This is a genomic window from Marivita cryptomonadis, from assembly GCF_002115725.1.
Classification (GTDB): domain Bacteria; phylum Pseudomonadota; class Alphaproteobacteria; order Rhodobacterales; family Rhodobacteraceae; genus Marivita; species Marivita cryptomonadis.
Window position 1 is genome coordinate 1 of record NZ_JFKD01000018.1, and the last position, 25,338, is coordinate 25,338.

Here is a 25,338-nt window from a genome sequence, read left to right on the forward strand (position 1 = left end):
GGGTGACACCAGAAGAAATTGAAGAGCGTCATGCGCGCCGCACCGAAGAGCTGGATCGTGCTGAAAAGGCGCTGATGGCACCTCTGAAAGCCACCATATCTGCGGCCGGTGTTCCGGTGGAAACCCAGATCAAATACGGTCACGTCGCCAAAACGCTGTGCGAGGTCGCCAAGAAAGAGGGCGCAACGCAGATGGTCATTGGCCGCGATGGCGATGGCGGTCTGTCGAGCCGCGTGTTTGGCTCGGTCGCCGGGTCTCTGGTTCAGGTCGCCCCAGTGCCCTGCACAATCGTTCCATAACCGCATAGGGAATTTAACAGATGACACGTCTTTTTCCGACGGCGGTTCTGGCCGTCTTTTTCACTCTCTTCGCGGCCCTCTCGGCCTCGGCGCAATCCATCGATGAGACTATCAACGGCATCTTCGCCAGCTCTACAGGCTGGTTCGTCAACCTGATCTTTAGCAACTTCCCCGGTACCAGTTTTCCGTGGATCGTCGGCTGGCTGGTGGTCGCCGCTACCGTCTTCACCGTCTATTTCGGTGTGATTCAGTTCCGCGCCTTCGGCCATGCCATCGCGCTGGTCAAAGGGGACTACTCTGATCCGAACGATGCGGGTGAGGTCAGCCACTTTCAGGCGCTAGCCACAGCCCTTTCGGGCACCGTGGGTCTCGGCAACATCGCCGGTGTGGCCGTGGCCATCGGCATTGGCGGGCCGGGTGCCACGTTCTGGATGATCCTTGCCGGTTTGCTGGGCATGGCGTCCAAGTTCACCGAATGTACGCTGGGTGTTAAATACCGCAATGAATACCCCAACGGCACCGTGTCCGGTGGTCCAATGTATTACCTGACCAAGGGCTTTTCCGAGCGTGGCATGCCGGGTGGTCGGTTCCTTGCGATCATGTTCTCGATCTTCTGTATCCTTGGCGCGCTGGGCGGTGGTAACATGTTCCAGGCCAATCAGGCCCATGCGCAGTTAACCAATGTGTTCGGCGAATATCCCGGCTGGATCACGGGTATCGTTTTTGCAGGCATCGTGTTTGCTGTGATCGTCGGTGGCCTCAAGTCCATCGCCCGCGTCACAGAAAAAGTCGTGCCGATCATGGGTGTGATCTATGTCGGCACAGCGCTGATCATCATCTTGATGAACTATGACAAGATCGGTTGGGCCTTTGGCCAGATTTTCGCAGGTGCCTTTACCGGACTTGGCGTTGCAGGCGGTTTTGTCGGAGCGCTGATCCAGGGCTTCAAGCGGGCGGCGTTCTCGAACGAGGCCGGTGTTGGCTCGGCAGCCATCGCACACTCGGCAGTTCGCACGAAAGAGCCGATCACCGAAGGCTTTGTGTCCCTGCTTGAACCGCTGATCGACACTGTCGTGGTCTGCACCATGACGGCACTTGTGATCATCATCACCGGTCAGCTTGTCTCGGACCCGAACACAGGCAACTACCTGTTGAACGAAGCGGGCACCGCGATCCAGACCGTGGGCGACACATCCGGTGTGGCGCTGACTTCTGCGGCGTTCTCGTCTTCCATCGGTGGGTTCAAGTATATCCTCGCACTGGCTGTGATCCTGTTTGCCTTCTCCACCATGATCTCGTGGTCCTATTACGGCCTCAAGGCATGGACCTACCTCTTTGGTGAAGGCAAGGGACAGGAACTGACCTTCAAAGTCATCTTCTGCCTTTTCGTCATCATTGGCGCGGCGGCCAGCCTTGGTCCGGTCATCGATTTCTCGGATGCGGCGATCTTTGCGATGGCGGTGGTCAATATCATCGGGCTTTACGTCTTGATGCCCATAGTGAAGCGCGAACTGAACAGCTATTGGTCGCGTCTCAAGTCGGGTGAGATCAAGAAGTTCAGCTGATCCGCGTGACGGAACCAAAATGCGAAAGGGCGGGCTGCAAGGTCCGCCCTTTTCCGTGATCTGTGCAAAAGCGGTTTCAAAACCTGCGCGACATCTTATATCTAGCCCTCTCGCGGGCAAAGGAGACCGCAGTGATGGCCAAGCCGAAGGACAATCCGAACTACAAGGTGATCGCCGACAACCGTCGGGCGCGGTTCGACTATGCCATCGAGGACGATCTCGAAGTGGGCATTATCCTCCAAGGCTCAGAGGTGAAATCGCTGCGCGAGAACAGTGCCAACATCACCGAATGTTATGCGGCCGTCGAAGACGGAGAGTTGTGGCTCGTGAATTCTTATATCGCGCCCTACAATCGCGCGATGTTCCCGCACGAGGAACGCCGCCGCCGCAAGCTTTTGGTGTCGCGAAAGGAACTGTCGCGGCTGTGGAACGAGACCCAGCGCAAAGGCATGACGCTTGTGCCTATGGTGCTCTACTTCAATCACAAAGGCATGGTGAAGATGAAGCTGGGCATCGCGAAGGGTAAGAAAAACCATGACAAGCGCGAGACCGAGGCCAAACGGGATTGGGGCCGTCAGAAGCAGCGTCTTCTGAAGAACGCAGGCTAGCGCCGAGGCGGCTTTCCCTTGACGCATCATCCGTCGCGCTGAGGTCAATCGCTTGCGAGTCGGACCTGTCGGTTCTATGCAGAACTTATCCTAATCAGATGTGGCGAATGATATGGCACAGGACGACCCGAAAACTCTGGTTGCGACAGACTGGCTGGCGTCTCACATGCGCGATCCCGATCTGCGCATTCTGGATGCGTCGATGTATATGCCGGGCAGCGACCGGGATGCCAAAGCAGAATATGCCCAGGGTCATATCCCCGGTGCGCGCTTCTTTGATATCGACGATATTTCCGACAGCAGGTCCGACCTGCCGCATATGGCGCCGCCCATTGAAAAGTTCATGTCGCGTTTGCGAGCTATGGGCGTGGGCGACGGCCATCAGGTTGTTGTTTATGACGGTGCCGGTCTTTTTTCCGCCGCCCGCGTTTGGTGGCTGTTCAAGCTGATGGGCCAGAACGACGTGGCTGTTCTGGATGGCGGTTTGCCAAAATGGGTCGCAGAAGGCCGCGAGCTTGAGGACATGCCGCCAATCATCCGCGACCGGCACATGACGGTGCGGCGTCAGGCGCATCTGGTCAAGGATGTGACGCAGGTCTCTGCCGCCTCCAAGCTGCGCGATCAGGAAATCATTGACGCGCGATCCCCCGGGCGGTTCCGTGGAGAAGAACCGGAACCTCGTCCAGGCATGCGCGGCGGACATATTCCCGGTTCAAAGAACGTGCATTATTCCAGCCTGCTGAATGCAGACCAGACGATGAAGTCGCCCGAGGAGACGCGTGCGATCTTTGAAGCGGCCGGTGTCGACCTGTCGAAACCGGCAATCACCACTTGTGGCTCTGGCGTGACCGCGGCGATCCTGTCGCTGGCGATGGCACGTATGGGCAAAGACGACCATTCCCTTTACGACGGCTCGTGGTCCGAATGGGGGATGTTCCCCACGGTTCCCGTAGCCACTGGAGACAATTGATGTTCGAGTCCCTCAAGGAACAACCCGCAGACAAGATCCTTACCCTGATGCAGACCTATCGCGACGACCCGCGCGAGGTGAAGATCGACCTTGGCGTCGGTGTCTATAAGGACGCGTCGGGCAACACGCCGATCATGCGCGCGATCAAGAACGCCGAGCAGCAGTTGTGGGAGGCCGAGACCACCAAGGCCTATACCGGACTTGCTGGTGATCCAGCTTTTGCCGATGCCATGATCGCGATGGTTCTGGGCGATGCGGTGCCGCGTGCGAACGTGGCCGCAGTTGCCACTCCGGGTGGTACGGGTGCCGTGCGTCAGGGTTTTGACATGGTGAAGATGGCCAATCCTGACGCCAAGGTATTCGTCAGCGATCCGACATGGCCGAACCACCTGTCGATCCTCAAGCACATGGGCATGACTATGGTGCCCTACCGCTATTTCGACGACGAGTCGCGCGGTGTGGATTTCAACGGCATGATGGAAGATCTCGCCAAGGCGGGTCCGGGAGACATCGTTCTGGTGCATGGCTGCTGTCACAACCCGACCGGGGCCAACCTGAATATCACCGAATGGAAGGCGCTGGTCGATCTGCTGATCAAGACAGGCGCGACCCCGATGGTCGATATCGCCTATCAGGGCTTCGGTGACGGTCTCGAGGAAGATGCGGCGGCGACCCGCCTTATCGCGTCGTCGGTGCCGGAAACCATCATTGCGGCCAGCTGTTCCAAGAACTTTGGTATCTACCGCGAACGCACGGGGCTGCTGATGGCTGTTGCTGCCGATCCATCGGCACACAAGTTGAACCAAGGGACTCTGGCGTATCTCAACCGTCAGAACTATTCCTTTCCGCCGGATCATGGCGCGCGGTTGGTGACCATGGTTCTGACCGACGATGCACTGCGCACTGAATGGGCTGCGGAACTGGAAGAGATGCGCAATGGCATGCTGGGTCTGCGCGAGCAGCTGGCGGCCGAATTGCAGCGTCTGTCAGGCTCGGACCGGTTTGGCTTTATCGCACAGCACCGCGGTATGTTCTCGCGGCTTGGAGCGACACCCGAACAGGTTGAGCGTCTGCGCGAAGAGCACGCGATTTACCTAGTTGGGGACTCGCGGTTGAATATCGCGGGTTTGAACAAGGAGTCGATACCGATCCTTGCCAAGGCGATGATCGACGTCGGGATCTGACCTGAATCTTGTTTTGAACTGCATGGGCGCCTTTGGGCGCCCATTCTTTTTGTCTCGTCCGCCGCCTTCGGCTTTGTCCTCGGGCCAGTCGTGATGTGACGCGGGATCGGGCGCAGTGTGATTTGCAAAGTTGCGTTTGCATATTTGCAAAAAGAAGAAGCCGCTAGCCATGCGCCTTGACGCTGTCTTCGGGAGCTTGATCGCGGTCAAACATGCCGTAGTCGCGCATGACGTGACAGACGCGTAGGCGGTAATCCGAGAAGACGCCGGTGCGGCCTTTGGATTGCGCATTCCGGTGTGCGGCCAGTTTGCGCCAACGGTGAACGGCGTCTTCGTCTTCGAAGAAGCTGATCGACAGAAGCTTGTCGGGGTTGGTGAGGCTTTGAAAACGTTCGACCGAGATGAAGCCTTCGACCTGTTCGACCATGGGGCGCATGGTGGCGGCGATGTCGAGATAGGCGTCTTTTTGGCCGTCTGCCGGCATGAGTTCGAAGATAATGGCGATCATGTCTGGTTCCCATGTGGCGTCGAGCAGAGTTTTAGGAAGGTGCGATCTTCGCGCAAGAGGAACCTTTCGGATTGGGCAAAGGCGTAGTTTTCCTGCCCCAGAGGATCAGCGGCAAGGTGGGCGCGGTACGCTTCGTATTTTGCAAGGTTTTCAATATTGTAGATGCCATAGGCCAGAGTGCTGGAGCCTTCGTGTGGGGCAAAGTATCCGATCAGATCAGCGCCGCAGCGCGGGATCGCCTGACCCCAGTTGCGGGCATATGTTTCGAACTGCGCTTTCTTGGTCGGGTCGATTTCGTAGCGGATGATGCAGGTGAGCATGGGTGTCCTTTCCGGTTGCTGACCTGTTTGTGGCATGGATTGCGACGCTAATATTTCGATCTGGATCGAATTGTGCGTGTTGATCATGCGTGTAAGGTGATCGTCATGAAACATGGACCTGACATTGCGCGAATTGCGGCGCTGATTGGTGATCCGGCGCGGGCGAATATTCTGTCGGCGCTGATGAGTGGAAAAGCGTTGACGGCCAGTGAGTTGGCGGGAGAGGCCGGGGTTTCTGCCTCGACTGCGTCGTCGCATCTGGGGCGGTTGCTGGAGGGTGGGCTGGTCAAGGAAGCGCGTCAGGGGCGACACAAGTACTTCGCGCTGGCAGGTGAGGATGTGGCGCAGGTTCTTGAGGTGCTCATGGGATTTGCCGCTGGTCAGGGGCATCTGAGGACACGGACTGGGCCAAAAGATGCGCAATTGCGCGAGGCGCGGGTGTGCTACAACCATTTGGCTGGTTCCCGTGGGATACAGCTTTACGATAGTCTTTTTGCACGGGATTTCATGGAGTTGCGCGGAGACGATCTGTTTCTGACGGAGGCTGGGCAAGGGTTTGTTCGAACGCTTGGTGTAGATTTTGACCAGTTGGTAAAATCTCGTGCGCCGGTGTGTCGGACCTGTCTGGACTGGAGCGCGCGGCGGCCTCATTTGGCAGGGTCTTTGGGGCGGGCGCTGTTCAAGCGGTTCGAGATGATGGGCTGGGCCTATCGGGTGCGGGACACGCGTGCGGTGCAGTTTTCCAGCGATGGATTGCGGCAGTTCAACATGGCGTTTCCTGTTAATCCGGGTTCGCACGGGTGAATGGTAGCGGCATTGGTGGCTTGTACGGTTTGGTTCCTGAAACGTACGGTTGCGCCGTACGGTTGGCGTCCGGTGTCAAAATGTGCCGCAGGAGCGCCAGCGGGTGGCGGCGCAGGGTGAGGCGCATGGCGACGTAATCTTCGACCACCTGTTCGCCCTCGGTCATCTGCGGCAGCAAAGCGGCGGGTTCATGGATCGCTTCGCCGTCGATATCACCGTCAAACAGCGGCAGGGTCTTGCGGGTGGTGAGCGCCTTGGCCTCCCACAGCGCCTGACGGCGGCTTAACTGCAAGTCGCGGAAGGTGTCCGCCTCGGCCAGACGGGCGATGGTGGCCGGGTCCAGCCCGGCGCGTCGCCAGAGGTCGCCGACGCTCTGGTAGCCATTGCCGCGCCCGGCGGCGATCCATGACGCGTCTTCTTCGTTCAGGCCTTTGATCTGGCGGAAGCCCAGCCGGAGGGCGAGGCCACCCTTGGCGTCTGGTTCCATCACGTTGTCCCAGAAGCTGGCGTTGATGCAGACGGGCAGGACGGTCACGCCATGTTCGCGCGCATCGCGGACGATCTGGGCGGGGGCGTAGAAGCCCATCGGCTGGGAGTTCAGCAGCGCGCAGGCGAAGATGCCGGGGTGGTGGTGCTTGATCCAGGCACTGGCATAGACCAGCAAGGCAAAGCTGGCGGCGTGGCTTTCGGGAAAACCGTAAGATCCGAAACCTTCGATCTGCGAGAAACAGCGTTCGGCGAAATCCTCGTCGTAGCCTTTGTTGCGCATGCCGCGCATGAAGAGGGTGCGGAACTCTGACACGTTGCCGTGTTTCTTGAACGTAGCGAGGGATCGGCGCAGGCGGTCGGCCTGTTCGGGGGTGAAGCCCGCGCCGACGATGGCGATCTGCATTGCCTGTTCCTGAAACAGGGGCACGCCGAGGGTCTTGCCCAACACCGCGCCCAATTCGTCCGAGGGAAAGCTGACCGCCTCTTCGCCATTGCGGCGGCGGATATAGGGGTGAACCATGTCGCCCTGAATGGGGCCGGGGCGGATGATCGCAACCTCGATCACCAGGTCGTAGAAGGTGCGCGGTTTCATGCGCGGCAGGAAGTTCATCTGTGCGCGGGATTCGACTTGGAAGACACCGATGCTGTCGGCTTTGCAGAGCATGTCGTAGACCGCCGGGTCTTCGGGAGGGAGCGTGGCGAGGTTGTAGCTTTGGCCGTGATGCAGTGTCATCAGGTCGAACGCCTTGCGGATACAGGACAGCATGCCGAGGGCCAGCACATCGACCTTGAGGATGCCAAGCGCGTCGATATCGTCCTTGTCCCAGCAGATGACGGTGCGGTCCTCCATCGTGGCGTTCTCAATCGGGACCAGTTCATCAAGCCGCCCTTCGGTGATGATGAAGCCGCCGACATGCTGGCTCAGGTGGCGGGGGAAGCCGATGATCTCGAAGATCAGCTCCATCGTGAGTTTGAGGCGGTGGTCGTCGGGATCGAGACCGATCTCGCGCATGCGGTGTTCTTCGAGGCCATTGGTCGAGAAGAAGCCCCAGAGCTGGGAAGAGAGCGCGCCGATGGTGTCTTGGGATAGACCCATGGCGCTGCCGACCTCACGGATGGCGCGTTTGCCGCGATAGTGGATGACCGTGGCGCAAAGCCCGGCGCGGTGGCGGCCGTATCGTTCGTAGATGTGTTGGATCACCTCTTCGCGGCGTTCATGTTCGAAATCCACGTCGATGTCGGGGGGCTCGTCGCGGGCCTCTGACACGAACCGCTCAAAAACCATGGTGCCGATTTCGGGGCTGACGGAGGTCACGCCGAGGCAGTAGCAGACGACCGAATTGGCGGCAGAGCCACGGCCTTGGCAGAGGATGCCGCGGTCGCGGGCGAAGGCCACGATGTCACGTACGGTGAGGAAATAGGGCTCGTATTTCAGCTTGCCGATCAGGGTGAGCTCATGCGCCAGCAGCTTTTTCACCTTGTCGGACGCGCCGTGCGGGTAGCGCCATTTCAGCCCTTCGTGGGCGAGCCGGGACAGACGTTGGGGGGCAGTCTCGGACCCGGTGATTTCGCTTGGATATTCGTAGCGGAGTTCGCCAAGATCGAATTGGCACGCCTCGGCGAGTTGCGCGGCGCGGGTCACGGCGTCGGCATGGGGGCCGAGCAGGCGGCGCATTTCGGCCTCGGAACGCAGGCGTTGTTCGCCATTGGCGAGCGCCTTGGTGCCCAACTCGTCGACGCGGCAGCCTTGGCGGATGGCGGTGACAACATCGGCCAGTTTGCGGCGGCGGCCATGGTGCATGATGGGCATGGCGGAGGCGATGGTGGGCAGGTTCAGATCTTTGGCCAGTTTCGCGATCCGGTCGAAGCGAGGTCCGTCCTGACCGTCATAAAGCGGGCTGAGCAGGAGATGGGTCTGTTCGGGGAAGCGGCGCGACAGCCGTTCTGCCTGTGGCTGCCAGTCGCCCGCGCCGCGCTGCGTCGTGTTCGCTTGTGTTGGCGGGTGCAGGAGCCAGATGAGACCGGCTGTGCATTGGACCAGATCGTCGAGGGTCAGGTGGCAATCGCCCTTGGGCGCGCGGCGGCGTCCGGTGGTGATCAGGCGGCAGAGCTGTGCCCAGCCTTGCCGTGTGCTGGCCAGCGCCGTGGCAGTGAAGCCGGTGTCGGTGACGATCTTTGCGCCGGGGATCAGCCGGGGGACATGGATGAGGATGTGGCTGCGCTGGTGGTTGATGTGATCCGGCACGGGGGGGCCGATGGGGCCGTTCTTGGCCTCGAGTTCGGTGCGTTCACGGAGGAGGCGCTGGAGGTTTTTGGCCTCGGACCAAGCGCGGACAATGCCTGCCACGGAATTGGTGTCGGTGATGGCGATGGCCGAGAGGCCCAGAGTGGCGGCACGCTCCATATACTCCTCGGGGTGGGAGGCCCCGGTGAGGAAGGTGAAGTTGGAGGTGATCGACAGCTCTGCGAACATACTCCTCTTTTATGTTCTTATTTTGTTCTTTTTCCAGTGATTCGAGTCAGGAAGGCGGTCCGCGCTGTGGCAGAAGGCGCTTTTGCATATTTGGGAAAAGAAGAAGATCAGGGATTTGGCACGGAAAGCCATGTCGACACATGGGTCGGCGTGAGCGACAGGTGGATGTCGAAGCGGCGGCCTTTCGGCAAATTGTCTGTGAGGTTGGTGGTCAGGGACAGGGTCAAGTTGTTCTGGTGGGGCGGTTCGGTCAGATTGGCGGCGTCAAAGCCGAAATGGTGGCCGACCTGCGGGTAGAGCGTCTTGAAGAGCGCCTCTTTGGCCGAGAAGGCCAGTGTCGCGTTGATGTTGGCCGGATAGGGCCCCTGCGTGAGCAGTGCGCGTTCGGTCTGGGACAGCGTCTGTGTCAGGATCGCGTCGAGGGGGCGGCCTTCGGCGATGGCCTCGGTGTCGATGCCGAAGCTGCGCCCGGTGTCTTGTGACAGCAGGCACGCGCAGCGGCCGCGTGCGTGGCTGATCGAGCCGGAGAGGCCTTTGGGCCAGAGCGGTGCGCGGCTGGGGGTGGTGTCGACCGGGCTGGGGGGAAGGCCGAGGCAGGCCATTGCGGCTTGCGCCATGGCGCGGCCTGCAAGGAATTCGGCCCTGCGGCGGGGGATGGCGCGGCTGAGAGAGGGTGGTTGGAAAATACCCAGCTGTGTGAAGAGATCGTCGGAAAAGACGGTCTCGTCATAGCTGGCCGTGACCAGAACCGCGGCAGGGATCAGGCTGTCCTCCTGTGCGATGTCAGACAGGAACCCGTGTGCATCGGCGTGCAGATCAGAGAAGAACGGTGTCGTCATCGCCTTTCTGCATTCCCGCTCTGGTGCGGGTGGTCAAGGGGAAAGCGCGTGGCGGATTTACTTGGGGCAGGCGGGGCGCTAGGCAGCGGATGTCTGAAGGAGTGGTTGGATGTCAGAGCAGAACCGGACACGCGGCGTGATGTACGTGGCCTGGGGCAAGGCGCATGTGGATGTGGCGCGGCGGTCTGCGGCGTCGGTGAAACAGCACAACCCGGGTTTGCAGGCGGCGATCTGGTGTGCGGCGGATGACGACACCAGCGGGTTCGATCAGAGCTTTGTCATTCCGGCCGAGATGACCCGGCCCAAGGTGGGGGCGCTGAAGTTCAGCCCGTTTGACGAGACGCTGTACCTCGACAATGACACGATGATCCGGGCGGATCTGTCGTCGCTTTTTGATCTGTTGCAGAAGTTCGATCTGTGTGGCGCCCATGTGATGCTGTGGCATAGGCCCCGGCACAAGCGGATATGGCAGACCGAGGTGCCGGAGACCTTTCCCGAGATCAATTGCGGGGTGCTGCTGTATCGCAAGACCGCGGCGACGGAGCAGTTTTTTGACGATTGGCAGGCGGCCTATGATGCGGCGGGGTTCAAGATCGACCAGCCGACCTTCCGCGAGACTTTGTGGAAGTCGGACCTGCGATTTTACGTGTTCCCGCCGCAATTCAACAAGCGGATCTTCGAGGCGTCGGAGTTGATCTATTCCGATCAGCCGAAACCGCGCATCCTGCACTTGCCGATCCTGCGGCCACAGAAGGGTGCGTTCAAGCGGTGGTTCTCGAACCTGATCCGATAGGCGCGCTACGCGGCGTCGTGACTTGTGCGCGCTGTGTGGCCGTGTCAGCATTCGCGTTCAAGGAGTGAGTGATCCATGCAGACGACGACACGTGAAGCAGTGCATTTGCCGCAGACGCTTGAGCCGCGCAATCCGGGGATGGCGCTGGATCTGGATTGGGTGATGCGGGCGACCGCGAACCGGTCGGCGATCGAGCGGCGGGCGGCGACGTTGACGGGGCGGCGGTCGGTGAAGAAGGCCTATCAAGCGGCGTGGCTGTGCCGCGCGATCACCTGCATCGACCTCACGACACTGGCCGGGGATGACACCGTTGGGCGTGTGGCGCGGCTGTGTGCCAAGGCGCGACAACCGGTGCGGAGTGATTTGCTCGGGGCGCTGGGCATGGACGGGCTCAAGGTGGGCGCGGTCTGTGTTTATCACGACATGGTCGAGGCTGCGGTTGACGCGCTGGCGGGTACGGGGATTCCAGTGGCTGCGGTCAGCACGGGGTTCCCGGCGGGTCTGTCGCCGTTTCACCTGCGTGTGGCCGAGATTGAAGAGAGTGTGAAGGCAGGTGCTGCAGAGATCGACATCGTGATTTCGCGACGGCATGTGCTGACCGGCAATTGGCAGGCGCTGTATGACGAGATGCGCGCGTTTCGCGCGGCCTGCGGTGAGGCGCATGTGAAGGCCATTCTGGCGACGGGTGAATTAGGGACGTTGCAGAACGTCGCAAGGGCGTCGTTGGTTTGCATGATGGCGGGGGCGGATTTCATCAAGACCTCGACTGGGAAGGAAAGCGTGAACGCCACATTGCCGGTGTCGCTGGTGATGATCCGGGCGATCCGCGACTACTTTGAGGAAACCGGCTACCGCGTTGGCTACAAGCCTGCGGGCGGAATTTCCAAAGCCAAGGATGCGGTGGTGTATCTTGCGCTCATGAAGGAAGAGTTGGGCGACCGCTGGGTGCAGAACGATTTGTTCCGCTTTGGCGCGTCCTCGCTCTTGGGCGATATCGAACGTCAATTGGAGCATCATGTGACCGGGGCCTATTCGGCGTCGTGGCGACACGCGGCTGGGTGAGGCGGGACAATGGGCAATAACCCGATGGTCCTGTTGTTCGGCCTCTCGGCGCTGATGTGGCTGGGGGCGCAGAACTGGCGGCGGCGCAAACTGAAACGCGCGGTGCGCGATCTGCCGACGCTGATGCAGCGGATGTTGGGGCCGGAACCAGCGTTTGAGCCGCCTGCCGATCCTCCCGAAGGTCTGCAGAGGTTCGCCCATTTGCATGACAGGACTCGCCGGGTTGAATGGGTCATGCGTGGGGCGGCGCTCCTTTGGCTGGCCTATGTTGTTTTCCTGCTTTTGAAAGGCACTTTCCAATGACCGTACAAGAGATTTTCGAGAGTATGGACTACGGAACCGCACCGGAGTCGGCGGCGGATGCGCTGGCATGGCTGGTCGATCAGGGGGACCGGTTCGGGCACTTCATAGGTGGCGCGATGACCGATCCCGGTCAGGTGTTCGAAAGCCGCAATCCGGCGAATGGCGAGGTGCTGGCACATCTGACGCAAGGCACGCAGGCCGATGTGGATGCGGCTGTTGCGGCTGCGCGCAAGGCGCAGAAGGCTTGGGCCAAGTTGGGCGGCGCGGGGCGGGCGCGGTATATCTATGCGCTGGCGCGGCTGATGCAGAAACACGCGCGGTTGTTTGCGGTGCTCGAGACCTTGGACAACGGCAAGCCGATCCGCGAAAGCCGGGACATCGACGTGCCTTTGGCGCAGCGGCATTTCTACTATCACGCCGGGCAGGCGCAGCTGTTCGACAGCGAATTCGCCGGGCGCGAGGCGCATGGCGTCTGTGGTCAGGTGATCCCGTGGAACTTCCCGCTGCTCATGCTGACGTGGAAGGTCGCGCCTGCTTTGGCGGCTGGGAACACGGTTGTTCTCAAGCCTGCGGAATACACGTCGCTGACCGCGCTTTTGTTTGCGGATATGTGCCGTCAGGCCGGGTTGCCAAAAGGTGTGGTGAACATCGTCACCGGCGATGGGTCTGTCGGTGAGATGATCGTTACACATCCGGATGTCGACAAGGTGGCCTTTACCGGGTCCACCGCCGTGGGGCGGCGTATTCGCGAGGCAACGGCGGGGTCAGGCAAAGCGCTGACGCTCGAGTTGGGGGGCAAGTCGCCTTACATCGTGTTCGAGGATGCGGATCTGGACAGCGCCGTTGAAGGGCTTGTCGATGCGATCTGGTTCAATCAGGGGCAGGTCTGCTGTGCCGGGTCGCGGCTTTTGGTGCAAGAAGGTGTCGCGGACCGTTTCTATGCCAAGCTGAAGGCGCGGATGGATAAGCTGCGGGTCGGATCACCTTTGGACAAGTCGATCGACGTGGGGGCGATTGTTGATCCCAAGCAATTGGAGACCATCACCCGTCTGGTCGACAGCAACATAGCCGGTGAGACCTATCGCGCGGCTTGCGAGATGCCGGAGAGCGGGTGTTTCTACCCGCCGACGCTGATCACCGGGCTAAGCACGGCTGACCCGCTGATGCAGGAAGAGATCTTTGGGCCGGTGCTGGTGGGCACCACCTTCCGTACACCGTCCGAGGCGGTCGATCTGGCGAACAACACGCGCTACGGGCTGGCGGCGACGCTGTGGAGCGAGAACATCAACGTCGCGTTGGACATCGCGCCCAAGCTGGTGGCGGGGGTTGTCTGGATCAACGGCACCAACATGTTCGACGCCGCAGCACCCTTTGGCGGAGTGCGCGAAAGCGGGTTCGGGCGCGAAGGCGGGCCGGAAGGGATGATGGCCTACACCAAGCCGTCGGGCAGCGGAAAGGCGCTGGGCAAGATCACAGTGTTCAGCAGCGGGCCGGATGCCGAGCCGCAGGCGGTGGACCGGACGGCCAAGCTTTATGTCGGCGGCAAGCAGGCACGGCCTGATGGGGGCTATGCTTACGAGGTGTTCACCAAGGCGGGAAAGCTGATCGGTCAGGCACCTTTGGCGAACCGAAAGGATGTGCGCAACGCGGTCGAAGCGGCGCGGGGTGCATCCGGCTGGGCCGGGACAACGGCGCATCTGCGGGCGCAGATCCTTTATTATCTGGGCGAAAACCTGTCGGCGCGTGCGGATGAATTTGCGGCACGGATCAACCAGATGACCGGCGCAAAGACCGGCGCGAAAGAGGTGGATGTGGCGGTAAACCGGCTCTTCACCTATGCCGCATGGGCCGACAAGTTCGACGGGCGCGTGGCGCAGGTGCCGTTGCGGGGGGTGGCCTTGGCGATGCGCGAACCCTGCGGGGTGATCGGGGCGTTTTGCCCGGATGATCATCCGCTTTTGGGCCTTGTGTCGGTGATGGCCCCGGCGATGGCCATGGGCAACCGGGTGGTGCTGGTCGCGTCGGAACCGTTCCCGCTGGCGGCGACGGATTTCTATCAGGTCCTCGATACGTCGGATGTGCCGGGCGGAGTGGTCAATATCCTTACCGGGCGGCATGCAGAACTGGCTCCGACATTGGCGCAACACATGGATGTCGAGGCGGTTTGGTCGTTCTCATCGACCGACCTTTCGGCTGAGATTGAACGCGGTGCGGCGCTTAATCTCAAGCGGACATGGGTCAACAATGGGCGCAATCGCGACTGGATGGGGGGCGAGGGCGAAGGGCGCGCATTCCTTGATGCGGCGACTGAAACCAAGACAGTGTGGGTTCCATACGGCGCATGATCGCCAATTTTCGCGCAGGTCATTGAGAATTCGGCAATGCAATGCTATTTTCTGCTCACCCAGCGCCGGGGCGGAACGGCGTTTACACTTAGGAGGACGATGTCCTGTCTTTTCAAACGGATGTGGCGCGTGCCACTGACGGGGGTCTGCCCATGACCGGCACACCCGGAACCGGATCTGCCAGCGAAGCGACGCTCGCGGTGATTCTTTCTGAACTCGACGAAAACAAAGCCGAAGACATTGTGCAGATCGACCTGCGCGGCAAAACGTCTATTGGCGATTACATGGTCGTGTGTTCGGGGCGGTCCACCCGCCAAGTATCGGCACTGGCCGAAAAGCTGGTCGAAACGCTCAAAGCAGAGCGTGGTATCCTGTCCAAGATCGAGGGCAAGGAAACTGGTGATTGGGTGCTGATCGACACAGGCGATGTGATCGTACACATTTTCCGGCCGGAAGTTCGCGAATTTTACCAGTTGGAAAAAATGTGGCTCCCGGCAGGGACAGCCCTGACCAACTAGGATGCGCGTACATCTTCGCGCGGTGGGGCGGCTCGCGGGCCGCTCGGAAGAACGCGCGCTGACCGACGATTACCTGTCTCGCTTTGGCCAGACAGGGCGCGGCCTTGGTTGGCGCTTTGAGGGCGAGACCGAGGTCGAAGACAAGAAAAACGGTGGGATGACGGCGGAGGCAGCGTTGCTGCGGGCCGCGATCCCGGCCGGGTCTCTTCTGATCTGTCTGGATGAGCGGGGCAGTCTGATGTCTTCGCCGGAATTTGCCAAAAAGCTGCAGGGTTGGGCCGATCAGGGGCGGTCGGATGTCTGTTTCGTCATTGGCGGGGCGGATGGGATTGATCCGTCACTTCGGGCCGAGGCGGATATGCTGCTGTCTTTTGGCAAGATGGTCTGGCCGCACAAGCTGGTGCGGGTGATGATTGCAGAGCAGCTTTATCGAGCGGCGTCGATCATCGCCGGGACGCCCTATCATCGGGATTAGGCGGGCGATGCGTGGATGCATTGCAGCTTTCGGTTGATGAAAAGCGTGCGCGGGTGGTCAGGTATAGGCGATGATCAACAGGATCACACCGAGGATCACGCGGTAGATCACGTATGGTGTGAAGCTGACGGATTTCAGCAATTTGAACATCAGTTTCAGCGCTGCTAATGCGGCGAGAAAGGCAAAGATCGCAGCAATAGCGGCGTCGCGAACAATGCTCATATCTGCGTCTTGTACCGCTTCGACGCTGAGCAAGACACCGGACGCGAGGATCGTCGGGATCGACATCAGCATTGACAAGCGTGTGGCGCTTTCTCGGTCGTAGCCCAGTTGCCGCCCTGCGGTGATCGTGATGCCCGACCGTGACGTGCCCGGTATCAGGGCCAGCGTTTGCCAGAGGCCCATGATGATAGCGTCCTTCAAACTCCAGTTTTCGGCACGTTTCACGATCGGACCCGTTTGATCAGCCCAATACAGGACGATACCGAACAGCAGCATGGTCCAGCCTATCACGGCGGTCGAGCGCAGAAGGTCATTCAGCCCTGACAGCTTGAGCGCAAGTCCGACAAGAATCACGGGGATGGTGGCGATGATCAGGCACAGAGCCCAGAACGCACCTTGGGTGTCGATCCGACCTTTGATGAGCCGCCCCAAACCCGAGGTCACGATCTTCACGTCGGACCAGAAATACAGGATGACGGCCAGCAGTGTGCCGACATGTACGGCCACATCCAACGCTTGTCCCTGATCCGCCATACCTGTCAGATTCGGCAGAAGAATCAGGTGGCCGGACGAAGAAATCGGCAGAAATTCCGTAACGCCCTGAATCAATGCCAGGATAAGCAGATGGGTCAGGGGCATGGTGTGCCGTCCAAGAGCAAAAACTCACTTGGGTATAAAGCCTTTAAAACCAATGGGAAGGATAATTTTAAGTCCGGTTCGGACCTAAAATAGCTGCGATGCAGCATGTTTTTAGTCGAGCTGCGGCGAAATTTGGAAAAATAGGTCAGCATAAGTGACTTTTCTTTCTCTCCGGTCTTCTATAATCAATCGCGACCACATGAAGGGAAGGATGTGAGCCATGGCAAATCAGCCGATGTTGAAGTTCGTCAAAGTTGAACGCGACATGCCCACAAAGCGTGCTGCCGATGAGCGGCGCGAGGACTTTCATGAAATCTATGCGGAATACGCGGAAGCGAAGGCCAAAGAGCAGGCGAGCCGCTGCTCCCAGTGCGGTGTACCCTATTGCCAATCGCATTGTCCGCTGCACAACAACATTCCCGATTGGCTGCGCCTGACCGCGGAAGGCCGGTTGCAGGAGGCCTATGAGGTCAGCCAAGCAACCAACACCTTCCCCGAGATTTGTGGCCGCATCTGCCCGCAGGACCGTCTGTGTGAGGGCAATTGCGTGATCGAACAGTCGGGCCACGGCACTGTCACCATCGGGTCGGTCGAGAAATACATCACGGATACCGCATGGGAAGAAGGTTGGGTTCTGCCGATCAAGCCCGCGCACGAACGTAAGGAAAGCGTCGGCATCATCGGTGCTGGCCCCGGTGGCTTGGCAGCGGCTGACGTGCTGCGCCGTCAGGGTGTGCAGGTCACCGTCTATGACCGGTACGACCGTGCAGGTGGTCTGCTGACCTATGGCATCCCCGGCTTCAAGCTGGAAAAGCCGGTGGTCATGCGCCGGAACGAGCAGTTGGAAATGGGCGGTGTGCGCTTTGTTCTTAACTGTAACATTGGCGAGGACATGTCGTTCGAAGAGATTCGCGCGCAGCATGATGCAGTGATCATCGCAACTGGCGTCTACAAGTCGCGCGATTTGGGTGGTCCGGGTTCGGGCGCCGATGGCATCGTCAAGGCGCTTGATTACCTGACCGCGTCAAACCGTAAGAGCTTTGGTGACGAGGTGTCCGAATTCGATAGCGGTAAGCTGAATGCTGAAGGCAAGAAGGTGGTCGTTATCGGCGGCGGCGACACCGCAATGGACTGTGTGCGTACGGCGATCCGTCAGGGCGCCGAGTCGGTCAAATGCCTCTATCGTCGCGACCGTGCCAACATGCCCGGCTCGCAGCGCGAGGTGCAGAACGCTGAAGAAGAGGGCGTGCAGTTCGAATGGTTGACCGCGCCCAAAGGCTTTACCGGCGATCCGGTGAATGGTGTGATCGTCGAGCGGATGCGCCTCGGCCTGCCCGATGCGACCGGTCGTCAGATGCCCGAGGTGATCGAAGGTTCGGACTATATCGAACCTGCGGACATCGTGATCAAGGCGCTTGGGTTCGAGCCGGAAGAACTGCCGACGCTGTGGGGTGTGCCGGAGCTGGACGTGACCCGTTGGGGGACGATCAAAGCCGAATTCACCTCGGGTGCGACTGCGCTGCCGGGTGTCTATGCTGTGGGTGACATCGTGCGCGGTGCGTCGCTGGTCGTCTGGGCGATCCGTGATGGGCGTGACTGTGCCGAGGCCGTGCTGCGCCAGTTGAACGGCGCGAGTGCCGTCGCTGCGGAATGAGCGATCTCGCCGCTCCTTACCGGCGGACGGGCACGCTTGCGGGTACATGCCTGTGCAACGGCGTGCGCATCCGTGTGGACGGTGACTATGTTGCCGCCGTTGGTGTGTGCCATTGCCGGAAATGTCGGGTCTGGTCCGGGACGATCACTGGATACTTCCTTGCCAAACCGGACGCTGTGCATGTCGAAGGTCCAACCAAAAGTTATGCATCGACGCCATTTGCCTCGCGTACATTTTGCGAGGTGTGCGGGACCAACCTTTGGCTTCGCAACAACGGCGAAGACGACGAGTACGAATTGATGCCTGCGCTGTTTGTCGAGGCGGATTCGTTCCCCGTCATATCTGAAATCTACTGCGACCGCGCACCCGCTTACGGGCAGCTCAAAGGCGACCACAAGCGCGCGACGCAGGCGCAATACGAAGCGAACAACCCTTTTGTCGAAGGAGACACGCCATGACCAAGTATGATGCAAAATGGGTCCGTGCAGAGGAAGCCAAGCGCAAATGGATGGCGGAGAATGGTCTTTACTCGGAAGAAGACGAACATTCGTCCTGTGGCGTTGGCCTTGTGGTCAGTCTTGATGGCAAGCCGTCGCGCAAGGTGGTCGAAGCGGGCATTGATGCGCTCAAGGCGATCTGGCACCGAGGTGCTGTCGATGCCGATGGTAAGACCGGCGATGGTGCGGGTATTCATGTGCAGATCCCGGCTCCGTTTTTCTACGATCAGATCAAGCGCACAGGCCACGAGCCCCGCAAAGACGAGCTGATGGCAATTGGACAGGTGTTCCTGCCGCGCACTGATTTCGGCGCCCAAGAGACCTGCCGGACCATCGTGGAGACCGAAGTCCTGCGTATGGGCTATTACATCTATGGTTGGCGGCACGTGCCGGTCAGCGTTGGGTGCCTCGGCGAAAAGGCCAATGCGACCCGGCCCGAGATCGAACAGATCATCATCTCCAACGCCAAGGGCGTGGATGAGGAAACCTTTGAGCGTGAGCTTTATGTCATCCGCCGTCGGATCGAAAAAGCGGCGGCTGCCGCTGGCATCGGTCAACTTTACATCGCGTCGCTGTCCTGCCGGTCGATCATCTACAAAGGCATGATGCTGGCCGAACAGGTGGCTGAATTCTATCCCGATCTGCAGGACGAGCGGTTCGAGAGCGCGTTTGCGATCTACCATCAGCGCTATTCAACCAACACGTTCCCGCAGTGGTGGTTGGCGCAGCCGTTCCGCATGTTGGCGCATAACGGCGAGATCAACACGCTCAAGGGCAACGTCAACTGGATGAAGAGCCACGAGATCCGCATGGCGTCATCCGCGTTTGGCGACATGGCCGAAGACATCAAGCCGATCATCGCCAATGGTGCGTCGGATTCCGCAGCGCTGGACGCGGTGTTCGAAGTGCTGGTGCGTGCGGGCCGCAATGCGCCGATGGCCAAGACCATGCTGGTGCCGGAATCGTGGTCCAAGCAGGCGATCGAACTGCCCGAAGCGTGGCGCGACATGTATTCCTACTGCAATTCTGTGATGGAGCCGTGGGACGGCCCGGCCGCACTTGCCATGACCGATGGCCGTTGGGTTTGTGCTGGTCTGGACCGGAACGGCTTGCGTCCGATGCGCTATGTCGTGACGGGCGATGGCATGCTGATCGCCGGGTCGGAAGCAGGCATGGTGCCGATCGATGAAGGCACTGTGCGTGAAAAAGGTGCGCTTGGACCGGGGCAATTGCTTGCCGTCGATATGAAAGAGGGCAAGCTTTACCACGACGTCGAGATCAAGAACAAACTGGCCGCCAGCCAGCCGTTTGGGGAATGGGTCGGCAAGATCAACGAACTGGACGAAGAACTGGGCCGCGTGTCCGAAGCGCCGATTTATGAAGGTGCAGAATTGCGCCGTCGCCAAATCGCGGCTGGTTATACCATTGAAGAGTTGGAGCAGGTGCTTGCGCCGATGGCCGAGGACGGCAAAGAGGTTTTGGCCTCGATGGGGGATGATACGCCGTCTGCGGTTCTGTCCAAGAAATACCGTCCGCTGTCGCACTACTTCCGTCAGAACTTCAGCCAGGTGACCAACCCGCCGATCGACAGCTTGCGCGAATTCCGCGTGATGAGCCTCAAGACGCGGTTCGGCAACCTGAAGAACGTGCTGGACGAGTCGAGCGCGCAGACCGAGATCCTTGTTCTGGACAGCCCGTTTGTCGGCAATGCACAGTTCAAGGAACTGGCCAACCACTTTAACGCAGGCCTTTGCGAGATCGACTGTACCTTCCCGGCAACGGGCGAACAGGGCGCGTTGCAGATCGCGTTGGAGCGTATCCGCTCCGAGGCGGAAGATGCTGTGCGGTCTGGTGCAGGCCACATTACCCTGACAGATGAGTATTGCGGTGACGGCAAGGTGGCGATGCCCATGATCCTTGCCACCAGCGCGGTGCACAGCCACCTGACGCGCAAGGGTTTGCGGACCTTCTGTTCGATCAATGTAAGGTCGGCGGAATGTATCGACCCGCATTACTTTGCTGTGCTGATCGGTGCGGGCGCGACCGTTGTGAACGCCTATCTGGCCGAGGATTCTTTGGCCGACCGCATCAAGCGGGGTCTGCTTGATCTGACCTTGACCGAGGCGGTTGCCAAGTATCGCGAGGCGGTGGATCAGGGCTTGCTCAAGATCATGTCCAAGATGGGCATCTCGGTCATCTCGTCCTATCGCGGCGGCCTGAACTTTGAGGCCGTCGGCCTGAGCCGTGCGATGTGCGCAGAATACTTCCCCGGCATGCTGAGCCGCATTTCGGGCATAGGCCTGAACGGGCTCCAGCGCAAGGCCGAAGAGATTCACGCGCTGGGCTTTCAGGGCGGGCAGGATGTGCTGCCGATTGGTGGTTTTTACAAAGCACGCAAGTCGGGTGAGACCCATGCTTGGGGCGCGCAGACGATGCACCTCATGCAGATGGCCTGCAACAAGGCGTCTTATGAGATTTGGAAGACCTATTCCAAGGCGATGCAGGCGAACCCGCCGATCCATCTGCGTGACCTGTTGGCGATCAAGCCGCTGGGAGAGCCGATCCCGCTGGAGCAGGTGGAATCCATCACCTCGATCCGCAAGCGTTTCGTGACGCCGGGTATGTCGCTGGGCGCGCTGTCGCCCGAGGCGCACAAGACGCTGAACGTGGCAATGAACCGGATCGGGGCGAAGTCCGACTCTGGTGAAGGTGGCGAAGACCCGGCGCATTTCGTGCCCGAACCGAATGGCGACAACCCGTCTGCCAAGATCAAGCAGGTGGCGTCGGGCCGATTTGGCGTGACCGCCGAATACCTGAACCAGTGCGAAGAGCTTGAGATCAAGGTCGCACAGGGCGCCAAGCCCGGTGAAGGTGGTCAGCTTCCGGGGATGAAAGTCACTGACCTGATCGCCCGTCTGCGCCATTCGACCAAAGGTGTGACGCTGATTTCTCCGCCGCCGCACCATGATATCTATTCGATCGAAGACCTTGCGCAGTTGATCTATGACCTCAAGCAGATCAACCCGCGCTGCAAGGTGACGGTCAAGCTTGTCGCGTCTTCTGGCGTCGGCACGATTGCGGCCGGTGTGGCCAAGGCCAAGGCGGACGTGATCCTGATTTCCGGCCACAACGGTGGCACCGGCGCGTCGCCTGCGACCTCGATCAAATATGCCGGTCTGCCTTGGGAAATGGGTCTGACCGAAGCGCATCAGGTTCTGTCGATGAACAAGCTGCGGGATCGTGTGACCCTGCGGACCGACGGTGGTCTGCGCACGGGCCGTGACATCGTCATGGCTGCGATGTTGGGTGCCGAAGAGTACGGCATCGGGACAGCGGCGCTGATCGCGATGGGCTGTATCATGGTCCGTCAGTGCCAGTCGAACACCTGCCCGGTTGGTGTGTGTACGCAGGATGAATCGCTGCGGGCCAAGTTTACTGGCAATGCGGACAAAGTGGTGAACCTGATCACGTTCTATGCGCAGGAAGTGCGGGACGTGTTGGCCTCTATCGGCGCACGGTCGCTGGACGAAGTGATCGGCCGGGCCGATCTGCTCAGCCAAGTCAGCCGTGGGTCGGATCACCTGGACGATCTGGACCTCAACCCGCTTCTGATCCGTGTCGATGGATCGGACGACATTGTCTACGACCGCAACAAGCCGCGCAATGCGGTGCCGGATACTCTGGATGCGGAAATCGTGCGCGATGCGGCGCGGTTCCTTGAGGAGGGTGAGAAGATGCAACTGTCCTACGCGGTGCAGAACACGCACCGGACTGTAGGCACACGCACCTCGTCCCACATCGTTCGCAAGTTCGGGATGCGCAACGCGCTGCAGCCGAACCACCTGACGGTCAAACTCACTGGTTCTGCGGGCCAGTCGCTGGGCGCGTTTGCCGCTCCGGGGCTCAAGCTCGAAGTCTCAGGTGATGCCAACGACTATGTCGGCAAAGGTTTGTCAGGGGGCACGATCGTGGTGCGTCCGCCGATGATGTCGCCTCTGGTGGCGGCCAACAATACGATCATCGGCAACACCGTTCTGTATGGGGCGACTGACGGCTACCTCTTTGCGGCGGGCCGCGCAGGCGAGCGCTTTGCCGTGCGGAACTCGGGCGCGAAAGTGGTGGTCGAGGGCTGTGGTTCGAACGGTTGCGAGTACATGACCGGTGGGGTTGCGGTTATCCTTGGGGATATCGGTGCCAACTTTGGTGCAGGTATGACTGGCGGGATGGCCTACCTCTACGATCCCGAAGGCAAAGCGCAGGCGCTTATGAACATGGAGAGCCTCGTAACATGTCCGGTGACCGTGGATCATTGGGTGGATCAGCTTAAGGGTCTGATTGAACGGCATGTGGATGAAACCATGAGCCGCAAGGCGCAGGACATCTTGCAGCATTGGGATATCGAACTGGCGAATTTTGTTCAGGTTTGCCCGAAGGAGATGCTGGACAAGATCAGCCATCCGCTTGGTATCGAAAAGACAGCGGTGCCAGCCGAATAATCGGGCATCAGTGACCAGATCAGCGACCCGGCCCTGTGGCCGGGTCGTGTGTTTTTGGGCGATTGATTACGTATTGGCGACAAAAACGAGCCTCAATACGGCCCAAATGCCCCCTTACGTCGATCCTGACCCATTACGGAGTTCGGGATATGGAAACACTGCAGGACTTTGTCGCAGCGACGCTTGATGCGCCCTTCGATTTCAACGTGCGGTACTCCATTTTCTACCTCACCTGCACGATTCTGATTGCCTTTGGCCTCTGGAAATACCGGGGCAGTCCGGGCACGTTCACATCTTGGTTGTTGCCGAAAGAAGTGTACCGGCACCGATCCAACCTGTTGGACATCAAGCTGTTCTTTGCATCCCGGCTGTTTTCTGTGCTGGGTGTCTTCGGCGCGGTTTTCTTTCCGACCACAGTGGCCTTCGGTCTGCTGGCGCAATTCGGTGGGGCCGATTATGCACCGCCTGAAACCACATGGATGCGGATTGCGATCGTGACGGTTATCGTCGTGGTTGTCAGTGATTTCTGCAAATACTGGGCGCATAGGGCACATCACGAATGGAAAGCCCTGTGGCCGTTCCATGCGGTCCACCATTCGGCGGACGTGCTGACCCCGTTGACGGTGCAGCGGGTTCATCCGTTGGAACCCATGATCAATTCGCTTTTGATGACCCTCTTCGTCGGCATCGCTCAAGGTCTGACACTGTATTTCCTTGTCGGTGAGTTGAGCATGTTGACCATCGGAGGGGCGAATGCAGCGTATTTCCTCTTCAACACGCTTGGATCGAACTTTCGCCATAGCCACATCTGGATCAGCTATGGGCGGGTGATGGAGCACATCCTGATTTCGCCCGCACAGCACCAGATCCATCATTCTGTCGCTGTGAAACACCATGACAAGAATTACGGGTCGATCTTTGCGATTTGGGATTGGATGTTCGGAACCCTCTATGTCCCCGAGAGCTATGAAGACCTGACCTTTGGGGTTTCGGACGCAAAGGGCCAACGCCGCGAACAACCCTATGAGACATTGGGTGCCGCGCTTTTCAAACCCTTTGTGGAAAGTGTGGAAAACGTGCTTGCCGTTCTACGGAAAGCTCGGGGCAGCGGACAGGCCAAAGCCGATCCCGCGCGCATGAGCCAAGGGTTTTCGCTTTGGTTGGATGCGCTGCGGGCCGGGGCCGCGCTGACCGTGCTGTTCGGACATATGGCGCACACGCGCTTTACCGGGGGTGAATATCAATTCCTGCGCGACTGGAACGTGGCCAGCGACGCGGTTGCGGTGTTCTTTGTCCTGTCCGGTGTGGTCATCGCCTATGCCGCCGAACGGGATGGCACCTTGGGGCGCTATGCCTTCAATCGGATCACGCGGATCATGTCTGTGTTGGTTCCGGCCCTGATGCTGACGCTCGTGTTTGATGCGGTCGGCACGTCGGCGGACATATCGGCCTATCAGGCGCCCTACTATCACGATGTGTCATTGGGTGAATTCCTGTGGCGCGGCCTGACCCTGACCAACCTCTGGACTGGCACTGGTGACTGGGTGCGGCTGGGTACAAACGGCCCAATCTGGTCGCTGAGTTACGAAGTGGGGTTCTACCTGATATTTGGTGCGGTGTTGTTCCTGAAAGGCGCCGTCCGGATCGCCGTACTACTGACGCTGGTGCTGTTGGTTGGTCCTCCCGCGCTTGCGCTCTTGCCCGCGTGGTGGGTTGGCGTCTGGGTCTGGCGGCATGCGTCGGTTCTGACCGCTGGCCAAGGGCGCAGCCGTGCATGGGTCTTTGCGGTGGGTAGTATTGTAGCGCTGGTGATGATGAAAATGTCGTCGATCCCGGCCGATCTGGAAGGCTTTACAGCGCGGATGCTGGCGCCCCATGACCACCATGCAGTTCTGGTTTATTCCAACGAGGTACTTTGGAACACGGTCATCGCTGTATGCCTCGCGCTGCATCTGGTGGGTGTGCGTCATCTTGCCGACACATGGCCGCAACGCACCGAAGGTGGTCTGGCCAAAACGGTGCGCTGGGTCGCAGGCGGCAGTTTCTCGCTCTACCTTGTGCATTACCCAACGCTGCATCTGCTGGATGCAACGCTGCCGGAAACCCTGCCCGCCTACAACATTGTGCTCTTGCTGCTGACACTGTCGATCTGCTTTGGTTTTGCCACGCTCTTTGAGCGTCCCATCCGGCAATATCGTGCGGTACTTCTTACCACGTGGGAGCGGATCGCTCCCCACTTGCCCCTTAACGGGCGGAGGTCGATGTCATGAGCGGA

21 protein-coding genes are annotated in these 25,338 nt (G+C 59.9%); 16 read left to right on the forward strand and 5 right to left on the reverse strand.

The window, feature by feature from the left end; all coding sequences use genetic code 11:
- The 5 genes from MCRY_RS17580 to MCRY_RS17600 form a co-directional block, all read left to right on the forward strand.
- The coding region (locus MCRY_RS17580; RefSeq protein WP_139834113.1) for a universal stress protein at window positions 1–299 on the forward strand (299 nt) is incomplete at its 5' end.
- 20 nt (window positions 300–319) lie between these two features.
- On the forward strand, window positions 320–1,864 hold the full coding sequence (locus tag MCRY_RS17585; protein ID WP_085632300.1) for an alanine/glycine:cation symporter family protein: 1,545 nt from the start codon (window positions 320–322) through the stop codon (window positions 1,862–1,864).
- A gap of 134 nt (window positions 1,865–1,998) precedes the next feature.
- Complete coding sequence (gene smpB / locus MCRY_RS17590; RefSeq protein ID WP_085632302.1) at window positions 1,999–2,472, forward strand: SsrA-binding protein SmpB; 474 nt, start codon at window positions 1,999–2,001, stop codon at window positions 2,470–2,472.
- 112 nt (window positions 2,473–2,584) lie between these two features.
- Complete coding sequence (gene sseA / locus MCRY_RS17595) at window positions 2,585–3,442, forward strand: 3-mercaptopyruvate sulfurtransferase (RefSeq protein ID WP_085632304.1); 858 nt, start codon at window positions 2,585–2,587, stop codon at window positions 3,440–3,442.
- The gene (locus MCRY_RS17600) at window positions 3,442–4,626 is read left to right on the forward strand and encodes an amino acid aminotransferase (RefSeq protein WP_085632305.1); all 1,185 of its coding nucleotides are present in this window, start codon (window positions 3,442–3,444) and stop codon (window positions 4,624–4,626) included. Before sseA ends, MCRY_RS17600 begins: the two co-directional genes overlap by 1 nt.
- A 163-nt stretch (window positions 4,627–4,789) precedes the next feature.
- Here the strand turns inward: MCRY_RS17600 and MCRY_RS17605 are convergent, their stop codons facing one another.
- Together MCRY_RS17605 and MCRY_RS17610 are read right to left on the reverse strand one after the other, a co-directional pair.
- A complete protein-coding gene (locus MCRY_RS17605) occupies window positions 4,790–5,134 on the reverse strand; it encodes an antibiotic biosynthesis monooxygenase family protein (protein WP_085632307.1) in 345 nt (114 codons plus the stop codon).
- Entirely contained in the window at window positions 5,131–5,454 is a 324-nt protein-coding gene (locus MCRY_RS17610) for an NIPSNAP family protein (protein ID WP_085632431.1), read from the reverse strand. Before MCRY_RS17610 ends, MCRY_RS17605 begins: the two co-directional genes overlap by 4 nt.
- Before the next feature lie 105 nt (window positions 5,455–5,559).
- Here MCRY_RS17610 and MCRY_RS17615 point away from each other — a divergent pair, with 105 nt between their 5' ends.
- Entirely contained in the window at window positions 5,560–6,258 is a 699-nt protein-coding gene (locus MCRY_RS17615; protein WP_085632309.1) for an ArsR/SmtB family transcription factor, read from the forward strand.
- On the opposite strand, the gene MCRY_RS17620 is transcribed toward MCRY_RS17615, so the two are convergent.
- Entirely contained in the window at window positions 6,236–9,220 is a 2,985-nt protein-coding gene (locus MCRY_RS17620; protein ID WP_085632311.1) for an error-prone DNA polymerase, read from the reverse strand. The two genes, MCRY_RS17615 and MCRY_RS17620, sit on opposite strands and share 23 nt — an antisense overlap.
- Before the next feature lie 107 nt (window positions 9,221–9,327).
- Window positions 9,328–10,059 (reverse strand): 4'-phosphopantetheinyl transferase family protein, encoded by a 732-nt coding sequence (locus tag MCRY_RS17625; RefSeq protein ID WP_085632313.1) that lies wholly within the window; start codon window positions 10,057–10,059, stop codon window positions 9,328–9,330.
- Window positions 10,060–10,168: 109 nt separating this feature from the next.
- Here MCRY_RS17625 and MCRY_RS17630 point away from each other — a divergent pair, with 109 nt between their 5' ends.
- The 6 genes from MCRY_RS17630 (at window position 10,169) to rlmH (ending at window position 15,555) form a co-directional block, all read left to right on the forward strand.
- Window positions 10,169–10,852 (forward strand): hypothetical protein, encoded by a 684-nt coding sequence (locus MCRY_RS17630; protein ID WP_085632315.1) that lies wholly within the window; start codon window positions 10,169–10,171, stop codon window positions 10,850–10,852.
- Window positions 10,853–10,927: 75 nt separating this feature from the next.
- Window positions 10,928–11,914: a deoxyribose-phosphate aldolase gene (gene deoC, locus MCRY_RS17635; RefSeq protein WP_085632317.1), complete on the forward strand. Its 987-nt coding sequence runs from the start codon at window positions 10,928–10,930 to the stop codon at window positions 11,912–11,914.
- A 9-nt stretch (window positions 11,915–11,923) separates the two neighbouring features.
- Window positions 11,924–12,217 (forward strand): hypothetical protein, encoded by a 294-nt coding sequence (locus tag MCRY_RS17640; RefSeq protein WP_138487775.1) that lies wholly within the window; start codon window positions 11,924–11,926, stop codon window positions 12,215–12,217.
- On the forward strand, window positions 12,214–14,562 hold the full coding sequence (locus MCRY_RS17645) for an aldehyde dehydrogenase family protein (RefSeq protein ID WP_085632321.1): 2,349 nt from the start codon (window positions 12,214–12,216) through the stop codon (window positions 14,560–14,562). Before MCRY_RS17640 ends, MCRY_RS17645 begins: the two co-directional genes overlap by 4 nt.
- A gap of 152 nt (window positions 14,563–14,714) precedes the next feature.
- Window positions 14,715–15,080: a ribosome silencing factor gene (gene rsfS, locus MCRY_RS17650; protein ID WP_085632323.1), complete on the forward strand. Its 366-nt coding sequence runs from the start codon at window positions 14,715–14,717 to the stop codon at window positions 15,078–15,080.
- Window position 15,081: 1 nt separating this feature from the next.
- Window positions 15,082–15,555, forward strand: coding sequence for a 23S rRNA (pseudouridine(1915)-N(3))-methyltransferase RlmH (gene rlmH, locus MCRY_RS17655; RefSeq protein ID WP_085632324.1), 474 nt, complete (start codon window positions 15,082–15,084; stop codon window positions 15,553–15,555).
- A gap of 57 nt (window positions 15,556–15,612) precedes the next feature.
- On the opposite strand, the gene MCRY_RS17660 is transcribed toward rlmH, so the two are convergent.
- Window positions 15,613–16,416, reverse strand: a complete 804-nt coding sequence (locus tag MCRY_RS17660) for an undecaprenyl-diphosphate phosphatase (protein ID WP_085632326.1) — start codon at window positions 16,414–16,416, stop codon at window positions 15,613–15,615.
- A 220-nt stretch (window positions 16,417–16,636) separates the two neighbouring features.
- On the opposite strand from MCRY_RS17660, the gene MCRY_RS17665 reads away from it, so the two are divergent.
- The 4 genes from MCRY_RS17665 to MCRY_RS17680 all read left to right on the forward strand — a co-directional run bounded on the left by MCRY_RS17665 (window position 16,637) and on the right by MCRY_RS17680 (window position 25,333).
- Window positions 16,637–18,070 carry an NAD(P)-dependent oxidoreductase gene (locus MCRY_RS17665; protein WP_085632328.1) on the forward strand — a complete coding sequence of 478 codons (1,434 nt, stop codon included), beginning with the start codon at window positions 16,637–16,639 and terminating at the stop codon, window positions 18,068–18,070.
- Window positions 18,067–18,528 (forward strand): GFA family protein, encoded by a 462-nt coding sequence (locus MCRY_RS17670; protein WP_085632329.1) that lies wholly within the window; start codon window positions 18,067–18,069, stop codon window positions 18,526–18,528. The genes MCRY_RS17665 and MCRY_RS17670 overlap by 4 nt, the downstream gene beginning before the upstream one ends.
- Window positions 18,525–23,063, forward strand: a complete 4,539-nt coding sequence (gene gltB / locus MCRY_RS17675) for a glutamate synthase large subunit (RefSeq protein ID WP_085632331.1) — start codon at window positions 18,525–18,527, stop codon at window positions 23,061–23,063. Before MCRY_RS17670 ends, gltB begins: the two co-directional genes overlap by 4 nt.
- A 149-nt stretch (window positions 23,064–23,212) precedes the next feature.
- A complete protein-coding gene (locus tag MCRY_RS17680; RefSeq protein ID WP_085632333.1) occupies window positions 23,213–25,333 on the forward strand; it encodes a sterol desaturase family protein in 2,121 nt (706 codons plus the stop codon).
- Window positions 25,334–25,338: the final 5 nt, after the last annotated feature.

Coding starts and splice junctions, on each gene's coding strand:
- MCRY_RS17660 (WP_085632326.1), bottom strand. CDS start 16,416: ATGCCCCTGACCCATCTGCTTATCCTGGCATTGATTCAGGGCGTTACG.
- smpB (WP_085632302.1), top strand. CDS start 1,999: ATGGCCAAGCCGAAGGACAATCCGAACTACAAGGTGATCGCCGACAAC.
- MCRY_RS17640 (WP_138487775.1), top strand. CDS start 11,924: ATGGGCAATAACCCGATGGTCCTGTTGTTCGGCCTCTCGGCGCTGATG.
- MCRY_RS17630 (WP_085632315.1), top strand. CDS start 10,169: ATGTCAGAGCAGAACCGGACACGCGGCGTGATGTACGTGGCCTGGGGC.
- MCRY_RS17625 (WP_085632313.1), bottom strand. CDS start 10,059: ATGACGACACCGTTCTTCTCTGATCTGCACGCCGATGCACACGGGTTC.
- sseA (WP_085632304.1), top strand. CDS start 2,585: ATGGCACAGGACGACCCGAAAACTCTGGTTGCGACAGACTGGCTGGCG.
- rlmH (WP_085632324.1), top strand. CDS start 15,082: ATGCGCGTACATCTTCGCGCGGTGGGGCGGCTCGCGGGCCGCTCGGAA.
- MCRY_RS17605 (WP_085632307.1), bottom strand. CDS start 5,134: ATGATCGCCATTATCTTCGAACTCATGCCGGCAGACGGCCAAAAAGAC.
- MCRY_RS17670 (WP_085632329.1), top strand. CDS start 18,067: ATGAGCGATCTCGCCGCTCCTTACCGGCGGACGGGCACGCTTGCGGGT.
- MCRY_RS17585 (WP_085632300.1), top strand. CDS start 320: ATGACACGTCTTTTTCCGACGGCGGTTCTGGCCGTCTTTTTCACTCTC.
- MCRY_RS17645 (WP_085632321.1), top strand. CDS start 12,214: ATGACCGTACAAGAGATTTTCGAGAGTATGGACTACGGAACCGCACCG.
- MCRY_RS17620 (WP_085632311.1), bottom strand. CDS start 9,220: ATGTTCGCAGAGCTGTCGATCACCTCCAACTTCACCTTCCTCACCGGG.
- deoC (WP_085632317.1), top strand. CDS start 10,928: ATGCAGACGACGACACGTGAAGCAGTGCATTTGCCGCAGACGCTTGAG.
- MCRY_RS17600 (WP_085632305.1), top strand. CDS start 3,442: ATGTTCGAGTCCCTCAAGGAACAACCCGCAGACAAGATCCTTACCCTG.
- MCRY_RS17615 (WP_085632309.1), top strand. CDS start 5,560: ATGAAACATGGACCTGACATTGCGCGAATTGCGGCGCTGATTGGTGAT.
- MCRY_RS17680 (WP_085632333.1), top strand. CDS start 23,213: ATGGAAACACTGCAGGACTTTGTCGCAGCGACGCTTGATGCGCCCTTC.
- rsfS (WP_085632323.1), top strand. CDS start 14,715: ATGACCGGCACACCCGGAACCGGATCTGCCAGCGAAGCGACGCTCGCG.
- MCRY_RS17665 (WP_085632328.1), top strand. CDS start 16,637: ATGGCAAATCAGCCGATGTTGAAGTTCGTCAAAGTTGAACGCGACATG.
- MCRY_RS17610 (WP_085632431.1), bottom strand. CDS start 5,454: ATGCTCACCTGCATCATCCGCTACGAAATCGACCCGACCAAGAAAGCG.
- gltB (WP_085632331.1), top strand. CDS start 18,525: ATGACCAAGTATGATGCAAAATGGGTCCGTGCAGAGGAAGCCAAGCGC.